We start from the raw sequence: 20,003 nt of genomic DNA on the forward strand, positions 1-20,003 counted from the left end.
CTTCCTCTGACGTTCCGTCATATCTGACGTGCCATCACTTTGCAATCGCGCCCGAGCGATCGGCCGGTCGGGGACGGGAGCCGCCGCAGAGCGGCCCAAACGCCCCCAACCCGCCCACTCGCCACTCTTTGCGGCACCGGGAATTCCGGAATTCTCGCAGCGGCCGGGAAACGCGCCAGGCGCATTACTCAAAACTCCCGGAAATACGCACCGAGAAGACAAGAAGTCCCGCCCGCGCACTCACCGCGGTAACAAGAAAGGGAATCCACCGGGAGGTCCAACACCCTTGCATATCCCATGCCTTGACCGCCCACCTACTCGCAAGTAGTTTACGCATCCGAAACGCGGAACTTTCCGCCCTTCACAGGCCCTCACGCGAGTTTTCGTGTCAGTTCCGCACTGTCCGTACAACACACGAGAGGCAGCTCATGGGAGCTCACCACAAACGGGCCGGGGCGAGATCCGCTCTGGCCGTCGCCGCCGCGGGCGGTGTCGTCGCGGGGCTGCTCGGCTTCGCGGGCGCCGGGACCGCGCAGGCGGCGCCCGCCAAGCTCGTCCAGCAGTACGACTGCGTGTTCCCGCTGATCGGCAGCGACCCCATCGAGGCCACCATCACGGCCGAGATCCCCACCGAGATCGAGGTCGGCACACCGTCCCCCGCCTTCGCGGTCAACACGGCCACCAAGGTCAGCGCGCGGGCGGCGCAGGGGCTCGGCCTCGTCGGCGGCAAGACGCTCGAAGGCAAGGCCACGGCGACCGTCACGGTGTACACACCGGACGGGCCGCTCTCCGGGATCAGCGTCGAGAACACGGTCGACAAGACCAACATCCCCAGCCCGCCCGCCGACTTCACGGTCAACGCCAAGGGCAACGCCCCTTCGCTCACCTTCAACACCGCGGGCGACGCCCGCATCGAGGTGAACGGCATCGGACTGCACGACATGATCGTGCGCGACGCCAACGGCAAGCCGATCCAGCTGGTCACGGGCAAGGACACGTTCGACGCGCCGTGCACGCTGAAGTCGACGGACAAGGTCCTGGCGAGCTTCAAGGTCGTACCGAAGAACCCGACGAACCCCACCAACCCCACGAACCCTACGAACCCGACCAACCCCACGAATCCCACGAACCCGACCAACCCTACGAACCCCACCAACCCAACTGACCCTACGAACCCCACCAACCCGACCAACCCCACCGCCCCCTCGGGTTCGACCGCCCAGCAGAACCTGAGCACCCAGGTCAAGGCCGCGGCCGGCACGCTCTCCATGAGCCAGCCCGGTGACAACGTGGCCCTGTCCGCCGTGGACCAGGGCGTGGCCGGGGTCTCCAGCGGCAACCTCCAGACGGTCACCGTCAAGGACGCCCGCAACGGCGCCACCGGCTGGTCGCTGACCGGCAAGGTCACCGACTTCACCGGCACGGCCGGGGCGATCAGCGCCGACCAGCTGAGCTGGAAGCCCGCGTGCGTGTCGGCGCCCGGCTCGAAGAGCAACTGCGTGCCCGGCACCGAGGGCAAGGTCGGCACCGTCGGCGCGACCCTCGCCGGAGCGCCCGACGCGACCGCCACCGGCGGCCAGTTCACCGTGGACGGCGCGCTGTCGCTGAACGTCCCCGCGAGTACGGCGGCGGGCGACTACAAGGCCGTGCTCACCCTCACCCTGACCTGAGCCGCGCCTGCCCGTGGGCCGGTCGCACCCCGCGACCGGCCCCTTTCTCGCGTTCCTCGCGTTCCTCGCGTTCCTCGTATTTCTCGTGGGAGGGGATTTCGTATGAGCAGCAAGCAGCGCACCCGGCCGAGCGGAGACGGCGTCCCGCCGAGCGGGCACGGCACCCCGCCGAGCAGTCGCGGCACCGGGCGGCGGGCGGGGCCGCTCCTCCTCGCACTCGGCCTCCTGCTGGCGTGCGCGGCCCTGCCCGCGACGGCGGCGCGGGCCGCCGACAACGGCCGCTGGTCGGTCTTCCCGGTGCAGGGCAGGCCCGGCGCGCCCGCGCGCGCGTACTTCAAGATGACGGCGGACCGGGGCGAGACCGTACGCGACCGGGTGACCGTCAAGAACCTCGGCGCCGGGCCCGCCACCTTCCTGCTGTACGGGACGGACGGCTACAACACGCCCCGCGACGGCGGCTTCGCCGTGCGCGGCCGGAACGAGCGCATGACCGGCGTCGGCGCCTGGACCCACCTGGACCGGTCCCAGGTGACCCTCGCGCCGGGAGCCGAGGTCACCGTCCCGTTCACGGTCACCGTGCCCGAGGGCGCCGAGCCCGGCGACCACCCGGGTGCGGTCGTCGCGCTCGACACCCACCTGGGCCGGGCCGACGGGAACGGCGTCGCCGTCCAGCAGGCCGTCGGGGCGCGGGTCTACCTCAAGGTCAACGGGGCGCGTACGCGGGGGCTGCGCATCGAGGACGTGAAGTTCCGCTATGCCGCGCCGCTCGTCCCCGGCGCCCACCGGACCGCGACCATCTCGTACGCGCTGGTCAACAGCGGCAACGTGATGCTCTCGCCGCAGGTGGACCTGCGGGCCAAGGGCGTCTTCGGGCACACGGCCTTCGAACCCCCGGGCCACCGGCTGCCCGCCGAACTGCTGCCGGGCCAGCGCGTCGAGGTGACCCAGAAGTGGTCCGGCCCACCGCTCGTGGACTGGGGCAGCATCGAGGTCACCGCGAGCGACCGGGGCGGCGACCTGGTCGAGAACGCCGAGGTCGGGTACGCCACGGTGAACTGGACGGTCGTGGCGCTCGCCGGACTCGTCGTGCTCGGGGCGACGGCATGGCTGGTGCTGCGGCGCCGCGCGGCGGGTCGCGGGGAACGGGCCGCGCTCTAGGGCCGCCCGTCGTCACGTTCCGCCGTCGCCCGCAGGACGGCGCCCCACGACCGGAAGCGGCGACCGGCCCTATTCGGCCTCCTCGTCGCCCCGGATGCGCCCGGGCAGCCAGTGCACGGCCGCGATGCCCGCCGCGCCGAGGAGGCCGGCGCCGGTGAGCAGCAGGCCCGCCGCCGAGGTCCCGGTACCGGCGAGGCTGCCCCGGCCGTCGCCGGGGCCGTTGACGTGGGTGACGAGGTCGGTGCCGGTCGCACCGCCCGTGGTGCCCGTCCCGCCCGTTCCGGCGCCGCCCGCCGTGCCGGACGGAGGCGTGCTGCCCGCGGGGCCCGACGTGCCTCCGGGGCCGCTCGGCGCGGGGCCGGTCGGGGCCGGGCCCGAGGGGGCCGGGGAGCCCGGCGCGGAAGCGGTGGGCGCGGGGCCGGTCGGCGTCGGGGCGGTGGGGCTCGGGGAGGCCGGGCCGGTCGGGCCCGCGCCGGTGACGGTGAACCGGTGCAGGGTCCGGTTCTGGTCGGCGGGCCTGAGCACGCACGGCGCCTCGAACACGTCCCCGTACGGCGGGAGTTGGACCACCCGGCCCGTCGCGTCCCGGGCCGTCAGCTTCAGCGTGATCGCGTTGACGTCGATGGCGGCCGAGCCGGGCGTACGGAACGACAGCGACGGGGCCGATCCCGACGCGCGGACCTCGAAATCCCTCGCCGGGCCCGGCACGTCGGCCTTGGCCACGGCGGCGTCGACGCCCACGTCCAGCTGGGCCCCGCCCGGCAGGTTCACGGTGGCGCTCGCGGACGCGACGCCCTCCACGGTCTTCGCCCCCACCAGCCCCTGCGCCGCCCGTGCGCTCACCGTCGACAGCGCGTCGATGCGGATCGGGCCCGTCTGCGTACCGACCGGGACCGAGGCCGGCAGATCGGCGGTGATCGCGACCTTCACGGGGTCCGCGCCGATCAGGGGGAAGGCGCACTCGTACGTCTGCGAGAGCCGCGCCTCGACGGCGACCGCGCTCCCCGCCCCGCAGGTGAGCAGCACACCGCCCGTCAGCGCGAGCGCGGCCGAGCCGCCGAGCGCGTATCTCACCCTGGCCCTGCTGTGAGGAACTCCCATACTCAAGGGACGGTAGTGAGGCGCCCGGAGAACGGTCAACGGTCCATTCGCGCACGTCCGGAAATACGTCCGTGAATCATCGGCAACACGCACCGGACGACGAAAAAAGACCGGCCCCCTCATCATGTTGTGCCAATTCGGAATTCCCGGTCGCACGGTATGGAATTTCTCCTTGACCCCCACCCTACCGCTCAGTAGTTTTCCCAGCCGAACCGCCGAAAGGACCCCGACGCGAGAGGCAACTCATGGGAATTCAGAGGAAACGCGCCAAGGGCACGGTGTCCGCCCTGGCCATCACGGCCGCCACCGGCGTGGTCGCCGCCCTGGTGTCGGTGACCGCCGCGGGGCCCGCCGCCGCGGTACCGGCGACGCTGGCGCAGGACTACTCCTGCGTCTTCCCGCTGATCGGCGCCGACCCGATCCACGTCACCATCACCGCCGACATCCCGGCCGAGATACCGAAGGGTCAGGCCACCCCCGCCTTCGAGATCACCGCCAGCACCGTGGTCAGCTCCCGGGCGGCCCAGGGGCTCGCCCTGGTGGGCGCCAAGACGCTGGAGGGCAAGGCCACCGCCGACGTCACCGTGAACACCCCGTCCGGGCCGCTCAGCGGGATCAAGGTCGAGAACGACGTGGCCAAGGGCGACATCCCCAGCCCGCCGGCCGACTTCACCGTGGTCGCCACCGGCCACGCGCCCTCCCTCACCTTCGACCAGGTCGGGGACGGCAGCATCGACGTCGACAACATCTCCCTGCACGACATGATCGCCCGCGACGCCAACGGCAAGCCGGTCCAACTGGTCACCGGCAAGGACGCGTTCGACGCGGCGTGCACCCTCACGTCGACCGAGAAGACCCTCCACCGCTTCAAGGTCGTCGACACCAACCCTACGAACCCCACCAACCCTACGAACCCGACCAACCCAACGAACCCCACGGACCCGACCAACCCCACCAGCCCAACGAATCCAACCAACCCCACCGACCCTACGAATCCCACGAACCCAACCAACCCGACTGACCCCACCAACCCGACCAATCCCACCAATCCCACGAACCCGACCAATCCCACGAACCCGACCAACCCCACGGACCCGACCAACCCGACCAACCCCAACCCGCCCATCCATCTCAGTTACGGCCTCACCGGCAGTTCGGTGATCAAGGCGGCCAACGGGACCGCCGCCCTCAGCGGCGGCATCGACGCCGACTTCGACCTCGCCTCCGGCTCGTACAAGGCCGATCTGACGCTCGACCCGACCAGCGGCAAGTTCCAGATCCTCGGGTTCCTGCCCGCGACCGCGAAGATCCAGTTCCAGCAGGTCGGCCGGACGTCCGGCACGCTCAACGCGGCGGGTGACCTCACCGCCAAGTCGAACATGTACGTGAAGCTGCCCCAGATCTCCGTGTTCGGCATCCCGCTCGGCGGCGGCGCCCAGTGCGGCACCGGCACCCCGGCCGAGGTCAACCTCACCTCGGACGGCAAGTTCGACCCGCTGAGCGGGGGCAGCCTCAAGGGCACGTACACGCTGCCGCCGCTGAAGAACTGCGGGGCGCTCAACGACATCCTCAGCGCGTTCACCTCGGGCCCCGGCAACACGATCGGCATGGCGCTCGCGAAGAAGGGGTGACCGCCCGTTCTCCCCGCCGGACGGATTCACCGGCCGGCCCCCACACCGTCCGCGTCGGGGGCCGGCCGCTCGTCGCGGTCCGGCAACGGCGGGCGCCGCCGCCGCGCCACGAGCCCGGCGGCCCGCTCCCGTACCGCCACCAGGAAGCCCGTGGGCAGGAACACCAGGTCCGCCACGATCATCGACAGCGAGAAGTACGGCAGCCCGAGCAGCAGGCCGATCCCGATGTGTTCGGCGAAGAGCAGCGCCAGCAGGACGTTCTTGACCCGCCGGTCGAGCACGCTGAACGGGAAGGCGACCTGGACCAGCACCGTGCCGTAGGTCAGCGCCAGCACGGTGTAGGGGTGCGAGGAGAGGGCGTGCGAGAGCGCGGGGTACGGTTCGAGCCAGTCGAGGCCCGCCGACCAGTAGACGGCGGTCCCGTCCTGCCAGGAGGCGCCCTGGATCTTGTACCAGCCCGCCGACGCGTACAGCAGGCACACCTGGATCATCAGCATCAGCACCGCGCCGTTGTGCACCACATGGCCGATCAGCTCCAGGGTGCGGCGGGCGCCGGGACGGTCGCGCACCCCGCGCCACACCGCCTGGCCCGCCCAGCAGCCCCACAGCAGCAGCGCCCAGCCGCCGGTGAGCACCGCGAGCAGCGTGGCGCCGGTGAGGACCAGGCCGCAGGCCGCCCACAGGGCCACCCCGGTGCGGTCCGGGCGGTCGGCGTCCGCGAGGCGTCCGCGCCGCCGCGCGTCCAGCGACCACACCTGCCCGGCGCGCATGAAGACCAGGTAGATCGCGGTGATGCGGAAGATGGTGTCGCCCGCGTTCAGCACGTTCTCGTTCCGGTGGTCCAGCGACAGCACGCTCACCAGGAAGAGCAGCGAGGCCGTACGGGTGCGCCAGCCGAGCAACAGGGCCACGGCGACGGCCGCCGACAGCAGGTAGAACACCTCGAACCAGAGCTGCCCGCCGGACCAGCGCAGCACGCTGAACGCGTGGCTGCGGTCGAGCGAGTCCTCCGCCAGCCGCCAGCTCCAGGGGGCGTCCGGTCCCCAGATCCTCTCGCGCCGCCAGAACTCGTGGACCAGGAGCAGCAGCCACACCCCGCCCATCCCGATCCGTACGGCGGCGCTCTGGTAGGCCCACACCCGCGCGTCGCACGCCCGCCCGAGCACCCGGTCCAGCGCTCCTCCGAACAGGCGGGAGTACGTCAACCCGCCTTTGCCGCCCGCCATTTGACCACTCACGAGCTGTGCCCCTCCGCGAAGTCGGCCGTGTCCACCGGCCACCACGGATAGGTCCGCACCACCGGCGCGGCGCGGACCTCCGCGCGGCGCCAGGGCGGCGGGGGCACGGTGGTGTCGGTGGAGCGGAACTGGATCCGCTCGACGCGCGCGCCGGGCGGTGTGGCGGGCATCCGGGACAGCGCCAGCCGCTTCAGATACCGCTCGCTGTCGGTGCCGACGGGACCCACGGGCCGCTGTTGCGCGTCGTGCGTGGTGAGGAACGTCGACCAGGCGGTGGCCAGTTGCTGCCGGATCCGGCTGGGCAGCGGGTTGCCGTGCAGTTCGGCCAGGTCCTGGGCGGTCAGGTCCGTCCAGCGGCCGGTCGCCACGGTGCCGTCCGCCGTCCGCAGCTCGACGCGCGCGGCGACCGCCGTCATGGTCCTGGTGATGTCGGGGGCGAACAGCTGCCAGCTCTGGATGAACTCGGGCGCCAGGTACGAGTCCACTTTCGCGCCGATCGCGTCGGTGGCCGCGTTGCGCGGGGCCAGATGGAGGAAGGTCGCGCCGGTGTGGACGAGCAGACCCGCGGCGACGGCCACCGCGGCACCCGCCACGGCGAACCGCTGACCTCGCGTCAACTCGCCTACCACTGAGGTGCGTTCGGGTGCCGCGTCCATCGTGGCGACCTCACCCTCCCTGGGCCGCGGTGTCGGCCCGTGCGCAGTCCGGGTTGTCGTCGAACGCCTTGCGCAGCTCCGGCACCGACCGCAGGTCGTCCGCCGGTCCCTTGTACCGGGCCACCGCCCGCAGCGAGGCTCCCGCCGCGTCCAGCGCCGATCCCAGCGACTTCTGGTCGGTCACCTTCGCCCGCGCGAGCCTGCCCGCCGCGTCGCCGACGGAGGAGCGCGCCTTGTCCAGGTGGGCGAGCGCCGTGCCGTACGCGGCGGCGGCCCCCTCGACGGGCGGCGCGCCGTCCTTGCCCATGTCCGTGCGCAGGGCGGTGAGCCGGTCGGCCAGCGCGTGGAGGAAGTCGACCATCTGCTGCTGGGCGCGGGCCGGCCGGGTGCGGTCGACCGTGGGCACGGCCAGGCGGGCGCCGCTGTCGGCCAGGTGCGCGCAGACGCCGTCCGCCCAGTCGACCTCGGGCGGGGGCTGCGCGGAGGAGCCGCAGCCGGCGGCCGACGCGCCGACGGCCGCGAGCAGGGCGAGCCCCGCGACGGCCCGGCCGTACCGGCCCCGGGGAGGTGCGCTCGTGCGGGGAACTCCGGACAACACGTCTCCCACTCCCTCTCTCACTCCCTGCTCACTTCTGGTCGGCGCGGGGGTCGGCCGCGCGGTGGAAGGTGTCGATGGAGCTGATCCGCCAGGCGCCGTCCCGCTGGACGGCGTCGACGGCGAACATCGCCGCCGCGACCGTGGTGCCGCCGCTCCTGCCGGTGCGGGTGCTGCTCTGGTCGGCGAAGACCAGGACCCGTGCCCGGTCGCCGTCGACCCTCTCGACACCGCTGTCGGTGACGGTGGTGGACAGCACCAGCCGCTGCCCCGGCCCCTGTTGGCGCACCGGCCCGATCAGCGCCCGGTACTGGTCCACCGCCGCCCCGGTCAGCACGGACCGCGCTGCGGCGTCGCCGCGGCCCGGGTCGGTGTGGTCGTAGGAGAAGATCCGCTGGACGGCGTCCTCGACCGCGCCCTTCACCTCGCTGGTGCGGGCGGTGTCCGCGAGCGCGGTGTTGTGGCGGTCCGCCCCGCTGCGCCGGTCCTCTCCCCGGACGTGCGCGAGGACGGCGAACGCGGCCAGGAGCACGGTCAGGGCGGCCAGGACGAGCGGCGCCGCGGCCCTCCGCGTCGGCCGGCGCCCGGCCCGGGGCCGCCGCACGGGCCGTCCGCGCCCGGCCGGGGGCGCGGGGACGGGCCGCAGTGCGGCCAGTCGGCGGCGCCGGTTGACGAGGTGGCGGGTGGTCGACATCGTGGCCTCCGGGTCAGCTGCCGCTGGGGGCGGGTGTGGGGGCGACGGCGTCACCGACGGGGGCCTGGCCGAGGCGGCTGAGCTTCCAGCCCTCCGGGGTGCGGGTCAGTTCGCCAAGCATCCGGCTGTCCTTGGTCCCGCTGCCGTCCCCGGCGCTCCCCTTCGAGGTGCTCGCGCCGCCCTTGGCGCTCGTGCGGTCCGGCGCGACGACGGTGATCCGCAGGGCGACCATCACCCGGGCGCGGCCCGCCCGTTCGTCGAGTTCGGTGACGGCGCCGGAGAGCACTTCGGCCGTGGTGGTGGTCCCGGCGGCGCGCACCTGCTGCTCGAACCGGGTCCTGCTGTCCTTGAGTTCCTTGAGCAGGTCGCCGGTGGCCGACTCCTCCCAGAGGTCGAGGCCGTGCGCCAGATCGCCCTGGTCGAGGGTGTTCATGTTCTGTACGCCCTGCTCGCCCGCCTGCAGCACCTCGTCCCTGGCCGCCGCGAACGCGGCCCGCTCGTCATGGGCCGCCGCGTACCAGGAACCGCCGGTCCACACGGCGCAGCCGAGGGCCGAGGCGGCGGTGAGCAGGGTCACCGCCGTCCACGACGGCCGCCCGCGCCGTCCCGCCGCCGGCCCGCCCGTCCCGGGCCTGCGTGGCATGAGCCGCATGAGCACCTCCCCCACCCGCCCTAACGGGCCTCGATCTCCGTGATCCGCCAGTGGCCGCCGGTGTGTTCGGCGGTCACCGAGAGCTGCGCGGCCACCGTGGCCGCCTGCGCGCCGCGCCGGGTGCTGGTCTGGTCGAGGAAGAGCAGCAGTTCGGCGTGGGTGTCCGTGAGCCGGGTGACCCCGGCGCGGGAGACGCGGGTGGTGAGCGTCAGCCCCTGCTGCGGCACCCGCTGCTGGACCGTGCGGAACAGCTCCTCGTACTCCTTCGCCGCCCGCCCGCCGAGCAGCGCGCGGGCGTCGTCGTGGGTGCGGGCCAGCGTGGTGGGCCCGTAGCTGAACACCCGGCTCACCGCGCCGCCCACCTCGTCCAGCACCTGATCGGTGGCCGCGCGGTCGGTGAGCGCGTGGTTGGCTGCGGCCGGGGCGTCCCGCGCCTGCGCGGTCAGCAGGAGCAGGACGCCGCTGACGGCGGCCGGCACCGCGACGAGCAGGGGTACGAGGGCGCGCCGGGCGCGGGCGAGGGCCGCGGGCCGTCCGATCGCCGGGGGCCGCGTCCCGGGGGCCTCTTCCGTCGTCGTCATGTCCGCCCTCACCCCGTCCCGGCCGCGACGGCCGTCAGAGAGCCGACCTTCCAGCCCCCGCCGGTGCGCACGAGGCCCGTCTCGAAACGTTTGCGGTCGGTGACCGGTGCGCCGCTGCGGGGAGTGGACTCGATCCGTACGGTCGCGATCAGCCGGGCGGTCCCGGCCCGGTCGTCGAGCTCGGTGACGGCCGCGCCGGTGACCTGGGCCCGGGTCGTGGTGCCCTGCTCCTTGAGCACCTGGGCGCTCTTGGCGCGCTCCGCGCTCAGCTGCTCCCGCAGCGGGCCGGTGGTCACGTCGAGCCAGGCGGCGAGATCGGCGTCGACCCGGCCGCCGTCCAGGGAGTTGAGCCGGGCCACCGCGCGCCGCCCGGCGGCGAGCGCGGCGTCGCGGCTCCTGGCGTGGGCGAGGTCGCCGTCGCCGCGGGCCCGCGCGTACGACCAGCCGGAGACCGCGCACAGCGCCAGCGCGAGCGCGAGCGCGGTGAGCAGCAGTACGCGTCCGGTCCGGGCCCGGTTCACTCCCCCACCCCCAGCAGACCGGCCAGGCCGGACGGGCTGTGCGGCGGCAGCGCGGGCGCGCCCAGCGCTCCGGGGCCCGGGCCCGCGAGCGAGCCGGGGACGGCGGGTGCCGGGACCGGGGCGGTGGGGGCGTTGCCCGAGCCGCGCACGTTCTGGCCGCTGCCGGGCGGGGCCGTGCAGCGGGCGGCCGTGTTCACGGGCGGGCCCTCGGAGGTGTCGGTGCCGTCGCGGTACCGCGTGCCCTCGTAGCCGGTCGTGCAGGGCAGCGGCTGGAAGAAGGTGGTGACCAGCCCGAAGTCGGCCGCGCCGGGCCCGACGGCGGTGGCGCCCGCGGCGGCGGCGCGGGGCAGCCGCACCATCAGCTCCTGGATGCCGTGCTGCCGGGTGACCAGGAGTTCGGAGGTGGTGGTGAGGTTCGCGAGGAGCACGCTGAGACCGGGGTCGGTGTCGTGCAGGAGCGCCGTGAACTCCTCGGCCGTGCGCGGGGTTTCGTCGATGACCCGGCGCAGGTCGGAGTCGGAGTCCTTGAGCCGGCGGGCGAGCCGGCGGGCGCCGGTGGCGAAGGAGGTGAGCGCCCGGGCGCTGTCGGCCTGGGTCTTCAGTACGGTCTCGCCGTCCACCAGCAGCCGGGTGGTGGCGGGCAGGGCCCGGTCGGCGGAGTTGAGGAAGTCGCTGCCCGCGTCCAGGAGCACCTGGAGGTTGGCGCCCTGTCCGGAGAGGGAGCGGCCCAGTTCGTCGACGGCGGTGCGCAGTTCGTCCGTGGGGACGGAGGCGGCCAGGTCGTTGACGCTCGTCAGGAGGGTGGTGATCGGGGCGGGGGTGCTGGTGTCGGCGCGGGCGACCGTGTCGCCGTCGCCCAGGTACGGTCCGTGGTCGGTGCGGGGCAGCAGGTCCAGGTACTGCTCGCCGACCGCCGAGAGCCCGGCCACCTTGGCCCGCAGGTCGGCGGGGATGGGCGGGGTGCCGTGCTTGATGGCGAGCCGCGCCTCCACGCCGTCGCCGGTGAGCCCGATGGAGCGGACCCGGCCGACGTCGACGCCCCGGTAGGTGACGTCGGAGCCGGTGAACAGTCCGCCCGTCTCGGCGAGTTCGACGCGTACGGTGTACGAGCCGGGGGCGCCGACATAGCGGCCGAGGTCCGCGTACGTCACCCCGATGTAGCCCAGCACCAGCGCGCCGAGCAGCAGGAAGGCGAGGTTCTTGAGGTGGACGGCGGGGGTGGTCACCGGGCGCCGCCTTCCCTGGGGACGGCCGGAAGCGGCAGCGGGGGCGCGGCGGCGCCCGTGCCGCCCGTGGCGCCCGCTCCGGCGGGCAGGATCATGGTGCCGGGCGGGGCGGCGACCTTGAGGTACACATTGAGGTAGTCGCCCTTGACGCCGCTGAGGACCTCGTCGGTGAACGGGTAGGTCAGCAGCACCTGGAGCGAGGCGGGCAGGTCGGAGCCCGCGTCGGCGAGCCCCTTGAGGGTGGGGGCGAGGGCCCGCAGGTCGGCCACCAGGTCGTCCTTGGTGCGGTCGACGGTGGACACGGCCGTGCCGGAGAGGGTGTCGAGCGCGCGGAGCATGGTGACGAGCGAACCGCGCTGCTGCTGGAGGACCTTGAGGCCGGGCCCGAGCCGGTCGAGTACCGCGCCGACCTCGGTGTCGCGGGCGGCCAGGGTGGCCGAGAGCCGGTCGAGGCCGTCGAGCGCGCCGGTGAGGTCGCCCCGGTGCGCGTCGAGGTTCCTGGCGAACGCGCTGATCCGGGTGAGGACCGAGCGGGCCGAGGACTGGCGGCCGTCGAGGGCCCGGTTCAGCTCGCGCGTGATGGTGTTGATCTGCTGCACGCCGCCGCCGTTGAGGAGCATCGACAGCGCGCCGAACACCTCCTCGACCTCGGCGTTGCGGTTGGTGCGCGCCAGGGGGATGACCGCGCCGTCGGCGAGCCGTCCCGCCGGCTGCGCGGTCCGGGGCCGGGCGGGTGCGCCGGGGCGCGCCGCGAGGTCGCCGGGCGCGATCAGCTGGACGTACTTCTCGCCGAGCAGGCTGGACTGCTCCAGGTTGGCGTAGGCGTCGGCGGGCAGGCGGACCTTGCCGTTGACCTTCATGGTGACGTGGGCCAGCCAGTCGCCGCGGCTCACCGTGATCTTCTCGACGCGGCCCACCGGTACGTCGTTGACCTTGACCGAGGACTGCGGGAAGAGACTGGTGACGTCCTTGAAGACGGCGGTGACGCGGTAGGGGTGGCTCCCGAGGGCGGCGCCGCCGGGCAGCGGCAGGTCCTCGACGCCGCCGAGCGAGGGCAGGGTGCAGCCGCCGGGCAGCAGGGCGAGCCCGGTGACGACGGCGACCGCGCACAGGGCGGTCCCGGCCCGTGCCGTGGCGCGCCTCATCGCCCGCCGCCCTGTCCCGGCGCCCCGGACGCCCGGCCGAAGGTCTCGGCGGCGGGCAGCGGCAGGGTGGCGATCTCGTTGAGGTCGGCGCGCCCGTCGATGGTGCGGGTGGCCGGGTCGTAGGCGTTCTCCAGGTTGGCGGCGGCCAGCGGGAGGGTGTCCAGGGCCTCGGCCAGGGAGGTGCGCTGGTCGACGAGGGAGCGGGTCAGCGCGGCGAGTTTGTCGACGTCCTTCTTGAGCCGTCCCCGGTTGTCGTGGACGAACGCGCGCACCTGGCCGAGGGCCGTCCCGAGCTGCTTGAGGGCGGCGGCCAGGTCGTCCTTCTCCCCGGCGAGGAAGGTGGTGACGTCGGCGAGCTGCCGCTCGGTGGTGCTCACGGTGGTGTCGTTCTCCTTCAGCATGGTGACGAAGGACTGGAGTTGCCGTACGGTCCGCACGAGTTGGGGGCCCGATCCGCCGAGCACCTTGGCGGCGCCGCCGAGCTGCTGGATGCTGCGGCCGATCGCGTCGCCGTTGCCCTTGAGGTTCCTGGCGCCGGTGCCGATGAGTCCGGCGAGGGCGCCGTCGCTGTTGGCGCCCCCGGGACCGAGCGCCTGGGCGAGCGAGGTGACGCCGGCGGCCAGGTCGTCGATTTCCATCGGCGTCGCGGTCCGCTCCACCGGGATGACCTCGCCGTCCCGCAGCACCGGCCCGCTGCCGCTGTAGGCGGGGGCGAGCTGGACGAAGCGGCCCGAGACGACGCTGGGCGCGACCACCACGGCCCGCACCAGCCGCGGTATCCGCACGCCCGGGCGCACCTTGAGCGTGACCCGCACCCGTGTGCCCTCGGGCCGGATCCGGCCGACGCTGCCGACCCGTACGCCCAGGACCCGCAGGTCCGACCCTTCGTGCACGCCGACCGTGCGGTCGAAGTACGCGGTGACGCGCAGGCCGTCGCCGCCGCCCAGCGCGCGTACGCCGACGGCGGTGGCCGCGGCGGCCAGCAGGACGAACGCCAGGCCGAGCGCGAGCAGGCCGCGGCGGGCGGGGAGCACGGTTCGAAGGGACATCAACTGCCGCCTCCCTTACCGGGTCTGGGAGGCATGCAGCCGTCCGGTGGAGTGGTGCCGGGGGGCAGATAGCTCCGGGGGACCAGGCCGCACAGATAGGTGTCCATCCAGCGGCCGTTGCCCAGGGTGTTGCCGACCAGGCGGTAGTAGGGGCCCGCCTGCGCCAGGATCCGGTCGAGGCTCGTCTTGTTCCGCATCAGGACGTCGGTGACGCGGTCGAGCGCGTCGAGGGCGGGCCCGAGGCGGTTCGCGTTGTCCGCGACGACCCCGCTGAGCTGGGCGCCGAGCTGCTGGGCGCCGGTGAGCAGGGTGCGGATCGCGGCCCGGCGGCGGCCGACCTCGTCGAGCAGCAGCCCGCCGTTCGTGAGCAGGTCGCGCACCCGGTCCTTCTTGGCGTCCAGGGTCCGGGTGATCCGGTCGCTGTCCTGGAGGAGCCGGGTGATCTGCTCGTCGCGGCTCGCGATGGTCAGCGACAGGCCGGCGAGCCCGTCGACGGCCTTGGAGACGTTCGGCGGGGTGTTGGCGAAGGCCGTGGAGATCGACCGGAAGCTCTGCGCCAGGGTGCGGGTGTCGAGGGCGCCGACGGTCTCGCCGAGCCCGCTGAGCGCGTCGAGCACGTCGTACGGGGAGGTGGTGCGGGTGATCGGAATGCGGTGGTGCGGGTTCTGGGCGGCGGTGCCGCGCGGGTCGACGGCCAGGTACTTGGAGCCGAGCAGGGTCTTGATGGCGATGCCCACGGTGCTGGCGTCGCCGATCCAGGCGTCCTTCACGGTGAAGGCGACCTTCACCTTGGGTCCGTCGAGTCCGACGCTGTCGACCTGGCCGACCTTGACGCCCGCCACCCGTACGTCGTCGCCGTGGTGGAGCCCGGCGGCCTCCTTGAAGTCGGCGCTGTAGTGGGTGCCGCCGCCGATCAGGGGCAGCGAGCGGACGTGGTACACGAGGAGGGCGAGCAGCGTCATGGTGAGCAGCCCGGCGACCGCGATCGCCGCCGGGTGCCGCTCGCTCAGCGGCCGGCGGGCCGGACGCGGGCCGGGCCGGACGCGCCGCGGCCGTAGGCGGATCATCGGCGGCACCTCTCGTCCTTGAGCGCCACGCCGGTGGGGGGCGGGCTGCCGTCGTCGGTGGTGACCCCGGTGACGGTGGCCTCGCACAGATAGAGGTTGAGCCAGGAGCCGTACGAGGCGAGGCGGGTGACGGCCCGCATCTTGGCGGGGGTGCGCTGAAGGAAGCGTTCCAGGAGCGTGCCGTTGTCGGCGAGGGTGGCCGAGACGCGGCCGAGCTGGTCGACGCCGGACCGGAGCGGCGCGCGGCTCTCGTCGAGCAGTCCGGCGGTGCTGGTCGTCAGCGCGGCGAGGGCGCTGACCGCGTCCCCGATGGGCTCGCGGTCCCCGGACAGGCCCGCCACCAGCTCGTCCAGGGTGTCGATGAGCCCGGTGACCCGCGCCTCGCGGGTGTTGACGGTGTTCAGCACGGTGGTGAGGTTGCCGATCACCGAGCCGATCACCGCGTCCTTGGCGGCCAGGGTGCTGGTGACCGATCCGATGGTGGTGACCAGGCTGTCCACGGTGGGCCCCTCGCCCTGGAGGACCTGGACGACCGAGGCGGCCAGCTTGTTGGTGTCGGCCGGGGAGAGCGCCTGGAAGAGCGGCTGGAAGCCGTTGAACAGCTGGGTGAGGTCCAGGGCGGGCGTGGTGCGGCGCAGCGCGATGGTGGCGCCGGGCCGCAGCGGCGGCTGCCCGACCGGCCCGGTGCCGCGCTCCAGGGCGATGTAGCGCTGGCCGACCATGTTGAGGTACTTGACGGCGGCGGTGCTGGAGGCGGGCAGTACCCGGCCCTTCTCCACCGAGAACCGCACCTCGGCGTACCGGCGCTGGACGATGCCCACCGACTCCACCCGGCCGACCTTGACGCCGGCGATGCGTACGGAGTCGCCCGCGACCACTCCGGTGGCGTCGGTGAACCAGGCCCGGTACGAGTCCTTCGCGCCCGAGTCCGTACCGCTGATGCCGAGCGCCAGCGCGGTGGTGGCGACCACGGTGACCAGGACGAAGACCGCCGACTTGAGGATCGGCCCGGTGAGCGGGGAGCGGGTCACCGCAGTCTCACCTCCGCTCCGCGCAGCAGCGGCCCGGTGAGCACGCTGGACCAGCCGGGCAGGGCGGCCGGCGGCTTTCCGTCCCCGGCCGCCAGCACCTCGTTCACCAGGGTGTTCTCCTGCGGCGAGTTGGCGGGGCCGAGTCCGCCGCCGACCACGGCGAGCGCGGCCGGGGCCACGGCCGCCGGGGCGCGGCCCGCCGCGGGGCCGCCGTAGGGCACCGGGTAGCAGGCGGGGCCGTCGGTGGCGGTGTAGCGCGGGGTGTCCTGGCCGGGCCGGTAGGCGCCCCGGTCCGGGACCACGGTGACGTCGACGTGCAGTCCGGGCTCGTCGGTGCCCTTGCCGAGGGCGCGGTCCATCGCGGGGACGAAGTCGGCGAGGGTCCGCAGCGTGCAGGGGAAGGCCGGGGCGTACGCGCCGAAGATCTGGAGCGGGGGGCGGGCCGCGGCGGTGACCCGGATGAGGTTGGCCCGGTTCCGCCGGATCCAGTCGGTGAGGGTCTGGGAGGAGCTGGTCACCGACGCGTACACCGCGGACAGTTCGCGCTGCTTGGCGGCGAGGGTGGCGCTGGTGGTGGTCGCGTCGTAGAGCGCGTCGACGATGTCCGGCGCGGCCTGCGCGTACCCCTGGCTGACCCGGACGAACTCGGCGACGTCCCGGTTGAGGACGGGCAGATCGGGGTTCAACTCGGCGAGGTAGGCGTCGAGTTGGGCCAGTGAGGCGCCGAGCCGGGAACCGCGTCCGCGCAGGGCGTCCGAGACGGCCGTCAGCGTCGCCGACAGCTTCTGCGGCTGTACGGCGGTGAGCAGCGGCAGCAGGTTGTCCAGCGCGCTGTCCAGCTCGACGGCGTCCCGGCTGCGGTCCTTGGGGATCACGCTGCCGGGCGCGAGCGGGCGGCCGGAGGGGTGCGCGGGCGGGACGAGCGCCACATAGCGCTGGCCGAAGAGGGTGGTGGGCAGCAGGCGCGCGGACACGTCGGCGGGCACCCGGCGCAGCTGGCCCGGTCGCAGGGCGAGGGTGAGGCGGGCGGTGTCCCCGTCGGTGTCGATCCGGTCGACCCGCCCGATGACCACGCCCCGCAGCTTCACATCGGCCTGCGGGCGCATCTCGTTGCCGACCGAGCCGGTCTCCACGACCACCCTGGCCGTGTGCTCGAAGTCGTGGTGGTAGACGGCCAGGGAGAGCCGGATCAGCAGGACGGGCAGCAGGACGTAGACGAGTCCGGCCAGTCTGCGGCGGCGGGCGAGGGCGGTGTCGTCCGGCCGGGTCCGCGCCCGGCGCCCGGCCCGCCGCTCCCGCACCGGCGCGCTCATCCCGCCACCTTGACCGTGGTGGTGGCGCCCCACAGCGCCAGGCTGAGGAAGAAGTCGGTGACGCTGATCAGCACGATCGCGGTGCGCACCGAGCGGCCGACCGCCACGCCCACCCCGGCCGGGCCGCCTTCGGCCCGGAAGCCGTAGTAGCAGTGCGCCATGATCACCAGAACGCTGAAGACCAGCACCTTCACGAACGACAGGAGGACGTCGCCGGGGGCGAGGAAGAGGTGGAAGTAGTGGTCGTAGGTGCCGGTGGACTGGTTGTTGAAGAGGGTGGTGACCGCACGCGAGGCCAGGTACGAACCGAGCAGCCCGATCCCGTACAGCGGGACGATGGCCAGCGCGCCGGCGACGATCCGGGTGGAGACGAGATAGGGCATCGACCGCACCCCCATGCTCTCCAGGGCGTCCACCTCCTCGTTGATCCGCATCGCGCCGAGCTGGGCGGTGAAGCCCGCGCCGACGGTGGTGGAGAGGGAGAGCGCGGCGACCAGCGGGGCGATCTCGCGGGTGTTGAAGTACGCGGAGACGAAGCCGGTGAACGCGTCGGTGCCGATCTGGCTGAGCGCCGCGTACCCCTGGAGGCCGACGACCGTACCGGTGAAGACGGTGATGCCGATCATCACGCCGACCGTGCCGCCGATCACGCTCAGCCCGCCGGTGCCGAAGGTGACTTCGGCGAGCAGCCGCTGGATCTCCTTGGGGTAGCGGCGCACCGCGCGCGGGATCCACAGGAGGGCGCGCAGATGGAAGAGGAGCTCGTCGCCGGGGCGGTCCAGCAGCCGCAGCAGCCGGCCCGGGCGCCGCTCGCGGGTGCCCGTCGTGCGACGCCGGGCCCGGACCCGGTCCACCAGCGCCATCTCACAGCCCCTTCGCCGGTACGAGCTGGAGGTAGAGGGCGGTGAGCACCGTGTTCACGAAGAAGAGGAGCAGGAAGGTGAAGACGACCGACTGGTTCACGGCGTCGCCCACCCCCTTCGGCCCGCCCTTGGGCCGCAGCCCCCGGTACGCGGCGACCACCCCGGCGATGAACCCGAAGACCAGCGCCTTGAACTCGCCGATCAGCAGGTCGGAGAGCTGGGCGAGGGCGGAGAAGCTGGAGAGGTAGGCGCCCGGGGTGCCGTGCTGCATGACCACGGAGAAGAAGTAGCCGCCGAGCGTGCCGACCACGGAGACCAGGCCGTTCAGGAGCAGCCCGACCGACATCACCGCGAGCACCCGGGGCACCACCAGCCGCTGGACCGGGGAGACGCCCATCACCGCCATGGCGTCCAGCTCCTCGCGGATGGTGCGCGAGCCGAGGTCGGCGCAGATCGCCGAGCCCGCCACCCCGGAGATCAGCAGCGACACGATGAGCGGGCTGGCCTGCTGCACCAGGACCAGGACGCTGGCGCCGCCGGTGAAGGACTGCGCCCCGAACTGCTGGATGAGGGAGCCCACTTGGAGGGCGATGACCGCGCCGAACGGGATCGTCACCAGCATCGCGGGCAGGATGGTCACACTGGCGATGAACCAGAACTGCTCGATGAACTCCCTTGCGGGAAAGGGCCGTCGGAAGGTGAGGCGGACCACGTTCCCGCTCAGCGCGAACAGCCTGCCCGTCTCGCGCAGCGGCTCCAGGGCCCGCAGCGGCGGCCGGGGCGGCGGCTCGGCGCCGGGCCCGGGGCCGGACGGCTTCGCCGGGGCGCTCACGCGGCGCTCCGCAGATCCGCCTCGACGGCCGCGCGGGCCGCGGGCGGCAGGGTGTGCAGCAGCTCGCGCACCCGGGCGCGGCGGCGTTCGACCGCGCGGCGCGGCGGCAGGCCCGGGGTCGGCTGGAGCTGCGGGGCCACCGTGCGCGGGACGGGCGGCCCGGCGATCAGTCCGTGCGCGGCCTCCTGGGCGATGGTCGCCCGGTCCTTCTCCTCGGCCATCCCGATCGGCCCGGCCCTGCGCCCGTTGAGGAACTGGTCGACGACCGGTTCCTCGCTGGTCAGCAGCACCTCGCGGGGCCCGAACGCGACGAGGTCGCGGCAGAACAGCATCCCCATGTTGTCGGGGACCGTGGTCGCGATGTCGATGTTGTGGGTGACGATCAGCATCGTCGCGTCGAGCCGGGTGTTGATGTCGATGAGCAGCTGGGAGAGGTAGGAGGTGCGCACCGGGTCGAGGCCCGAGTCCGGCTCGTCGCAGAGGATGATCTGCGGGTCGAGCACCAGGGCGCGGGCGAGCCCGGCCCGTTTGCGCATGCCGCCGGAGATCTCGCCGGGCAGCTTGCGCTCGGCGCCGGCGAGGCCGACGGTCTCCATGCGCTCCATGACGATCCGCCGGATCTCCGGCTCCTTCTTGCGGGTGTGTTCGCGCAGCGGGAAGGCGATGTTGTCGAAGAGGCTCATCGAGCCGAACAGGGCGCCGTCCTGGAAGAGCAGCCCGAACAGCTTGCGCGCCTCGAAGACGTCCCGCTCCCGGCCGTTCGCCATGTCGACGCCGTCGACCAGGACCCGGCCCCGGTCGGGGCGCAGCAGCCCGACGAGCGCCTTCAGGAAGACGGTCTTGCCGGTGCCGGAGGGGCCGAGCATCACGCTGATCTCCCCGGCGGGCAGGGTGAGCGTGACGTCCTGCCAGATGTTCTGACGGCCGAAGGTCTTGGTCAGCCCCTCGACGACCACGTCGATTCCCATGGCTTCGCGGCT

20 protein-coding genes are annotated in these 20,003 nt (G+C 73.4%); 3 read left to right on the forward strand and 17 right to left on the reverse strand.

Translation table 11 applies throughout. The annotated features are described in order from the left end of the window. Positions 1–428 precede the first annotated feature (428 nt). Both AB5J87_RS06310 and AB5J87_RS06315 read left to right on the forward strand, forming a co-directional pair. On the forward strand, positions 429–1,670 hold the full coding sequence (locus AB5J87_RS06310; protein WP_369374864.1) for a DUF6801 domain-containing protein: 1,242 nt from the start codon (positions 429–431) through the stop codon (positions 1,668–1,670). A 102-nt stretch (positions 1,671–1,772) separates the two neighbouring features. Further along, a complete protein-coding gene (locus AB5J87_RS06315; protein ID WP_369374866.1) occupies positions 1,773–2,828 on the forward strand; it encodes a DUF916 domain-containing protein in 1,056 nt (351 codons plus the stop codon). Between the two features lie 69 nt (positions 2,829–2,897). On the opposite strand, the gene AB5J87_RS06320 is transcribed toward AB5J87_RS06315, so the two are convergent. Then, a complete protein-coding gene (locus tag AB5J87_RS06320; protein WP_369374868.1) occupies positions 2,898–3,902 on the reverse strand; it encodes a DUF6801 domain-containing protein in 1,005 nt (334 codons plus the stop codon). Positions 3,903–4,174: 272 nt separating this feature from the next. On the opposite strand from AB5J87_RS06320, the gene AB5J87_RS06325 reads away from it, so the two are divergent. Next, positions 4,175–5,560: a DUF6801 domain-containing protein gene (locus tag AB5J87_RS06325; protein ID WP_369374870.1), complete on the forward strand. Its 1,386-nt coding sequence runs from the start codon at positions 4,175–4,177 to the stop codon at positions 5,558–5,560. A 26-nt stretch (positions 5,561–5,586) separates the two neighbouring features. Here AB5J87_RS06325 and AB5J87_RS06330 read toward each other — a convergent pair whose 3' ends face one another. From AB5J87_RS06330 to AB5J87_RS06405, 16 genes are read right to left on the reverse strand one after another with little or no spacing between them, the layout of a single operon-like run. Beyond that, the gene (locus tag AB5J87_RS06330; RefSeq protein WP_369374872.1) at positions 5,587–6,765 is read right to left on the reverse strand and encodes an HTTM domain-containing protein; all 1,179 of its coding nucleotides are present in this window, start codon (positions 6,763–6,765) and stop codon (positions 5,587–5,589) included. 29 nt (positions 6,766–6,794) lie between these two features. Further along, positions 6,795–7,415, reverse strand: coding sequence for a DUF5819 family protein (locus AB5J87_RS06335; RefSeq protein ID WP_369374874.1), 621 nt, complete (start codon positions 7,413–7,415; stop codon positions 6,795–6,797). A gap of 49 nt (positions 7,416–7,464) precedes the next feature. Beyond that, the gene (locus AB5J87_RS06340; protein WP_369374876.1) at positions 7,465–8,049 is read right to left on the reverse strand and encodes a hypothetical protein; all 585 of its coding nucleotides are present in this window, start codon (positions 8,047–8,049) and stop codon (positions 7,465–7,467) included. Between the two features lie 31 nt (positions 8,050–8,080). After that, positions 8,081–8,743 (reverse strand): hypothetical protein, encoded by a 663-nt coding sequence (locus AB5J87_RS06345; protein WP_369374878.1) that lies wholly within the window; start codon positions 8,741–8,743, stop codon positions 8,081–8,083. A gap of 13 nt (positions 8,744–8,756) precedes the next feature. Then, on the reverse strand, positions 8,757–9,395 hold the full coding sequence (locus AB5J87_RS06350; protein WP_369374881.1) for a hypothetical protein: 639 nt from the start codon (positions 9,393–9,395) through the stop codon (positions 8,757–8,759). Positions 9,396–9,415: 20 nt separating this feature from the next. After that, positions 9,416–9,976 carry a hypothetical protein gene (locus tag AB5J87_RS06355; protein WP_369374883.1) on the reverse strand — a complete coding sequence of 187 codons (561 nt, stop codon included), beginning with the start codon at positions 9,974–9,976 and terminating at the stop codon, positions 9,416–9,418. Positions 9,977–9,984: 8 nt separating this feature from the next. Continuing rightward, positions 9,985–10,497 (reverse strand): hypothetical protein, encoded by a 513-nt coding sequence (locus AB5J87_RS06360; RefSeq protein ID WP_369374885.1) that lies wholly within the window; start codon positions 10,495–10,497, stop codon positions 9,985–9,987. After that, positions 10,494–11,723, reverse strand: coding sequence for an MlaD family protein (locus tag AB5J87_RS06365; RefSeq protein ID WP_369374887.1), 1,230 nt, complete (start codon positions 11,721–11,723; stop codon positions 10,494–10,496). Before AB5J87_RS06365 ends, AB5J87_RS06360 begins: the two co-directional genes overlap by 4 nt. Continuing rightward, positions 11,720–12,868 (reverse strand): MCE family protein, encoded by a 1,149-nt coding sequence (locus tag AB5J87_RS06370; protein ID WP_369374889.1) that lies wholly within the window; start codon positions 12,866–12,868, stop codon positions 11,720–11,722. Before AB5J87_RS06370 ends, AB5J87_RS06365 begins: the two co-directional genes overlap by 4 nt. Beyond that, a complete protein-coding gene (locus tag AB5J87_RS06375) occupies positions 12,865–13,917 on the reverse strand; it encodes an MCE family protein (protein ID WP_369374891.1) in 1,053 nt (350 codons plus the stop codon). Before AB5J87_RS06375 ends, AB5J87_RS06370 begins: the two co-directional genes overlap by 4 nt. Further along, positions 13,917–14,984 carry an MCE family protein gene (locus AB5J87_RS06380; protein ID WP_369374893.1) on the reverse strand — a complete coding sequence of 356 codons (1,068 nt, stop codon included), beginning with the start codon at positions 14,982–14,984 and terminating at the stop codon, positions 13,917–13,919. Before AB5J87_RS06380 ends, AB5J87_RS06375 begins: the two co-directional genes overlap by 1 nt. Continuing rightward, the gene (locus AB5J87_RS06385) at positions 14,981–16,015 is read right to left on the reverse strand and encodes an MCE family protein (protein ID WP_369374896.1); all 1,035 of its coding nucleotides are present in this window, start codon (positions 16,013–16,015) and stop codon (positions 14,981–14,983) included. The genes AB5J87_RS06380 and AB5J87_RS06385 overlap by 4 nt, the downstream gene beginning before the upstream one ends. Continuing rightward, positions 16,012–17,328: an MCE family protein gene (locus AB5J87_RS06390; RefSeq protein ID WP_369374898.1), complete on the reverse strand. Its 1,317-nt coding sequence runs from the start codon at positions 17,326–17,328 to the stop codon at positions 16,012–16,014. The genes AB5J87_RS06385 and AB5J87_RS06390 overlap by 4 nt, the downstream gene beginning before the upstream one ends. Continuing rightward, positions 17,325–18,191, reverse strand: coding sequence for an MlaE family ABC transporter permease (locus tag AB5J87_RS06395; RefSeq protein WP_369374900.1), 867 nt, complete (start codon positions 18,189–18,191; stop codon positions 17,325–17,327). Before AB5J87_RS06395 ends, AB5J87_RS06390 begins: the two co-directional genes overlap by 4 nt. A gap of 1 nt (position 18,192) precedes the next feature. Beyond that, a complete protein-coding gene (locus tag AB5J87_RS06400; protein WP_369374903.1) occupies positions 18,193–19,023 on the reverse strand; it encodes an MlaE family ABC transporter permease in 831 nt (276 codons plus the stop codon). Further along, positions 19,020–19,991 carry an ABC transporter ATP-binding protein gene (locus AB5J87_RS06405; RefSeq protein WP_369374905.1) on the reverse strand — a complete coding sequence of 324 codons (972 nt, stop codon included), beginning with the start codon at positions 19,989–19,991 and terminating at the stop codon, positions 19,020–19,022. Before AB5J87_RS06405 ends, AB5J87_RS06400 begins: the two co-directional genes overlap by 4 nt. Positions 19,992–20,003: the final 12 nt, after the last annotated feature.

The sequence above is a fragment of the Streptomyces sp. cg36 genome (assembly GCF_041080675.1).
Lineage (GTDB): Bacteria > Actinomycetota > Actinomycetes > Streptomycetales > Streptomycetaceae > Streptomyces.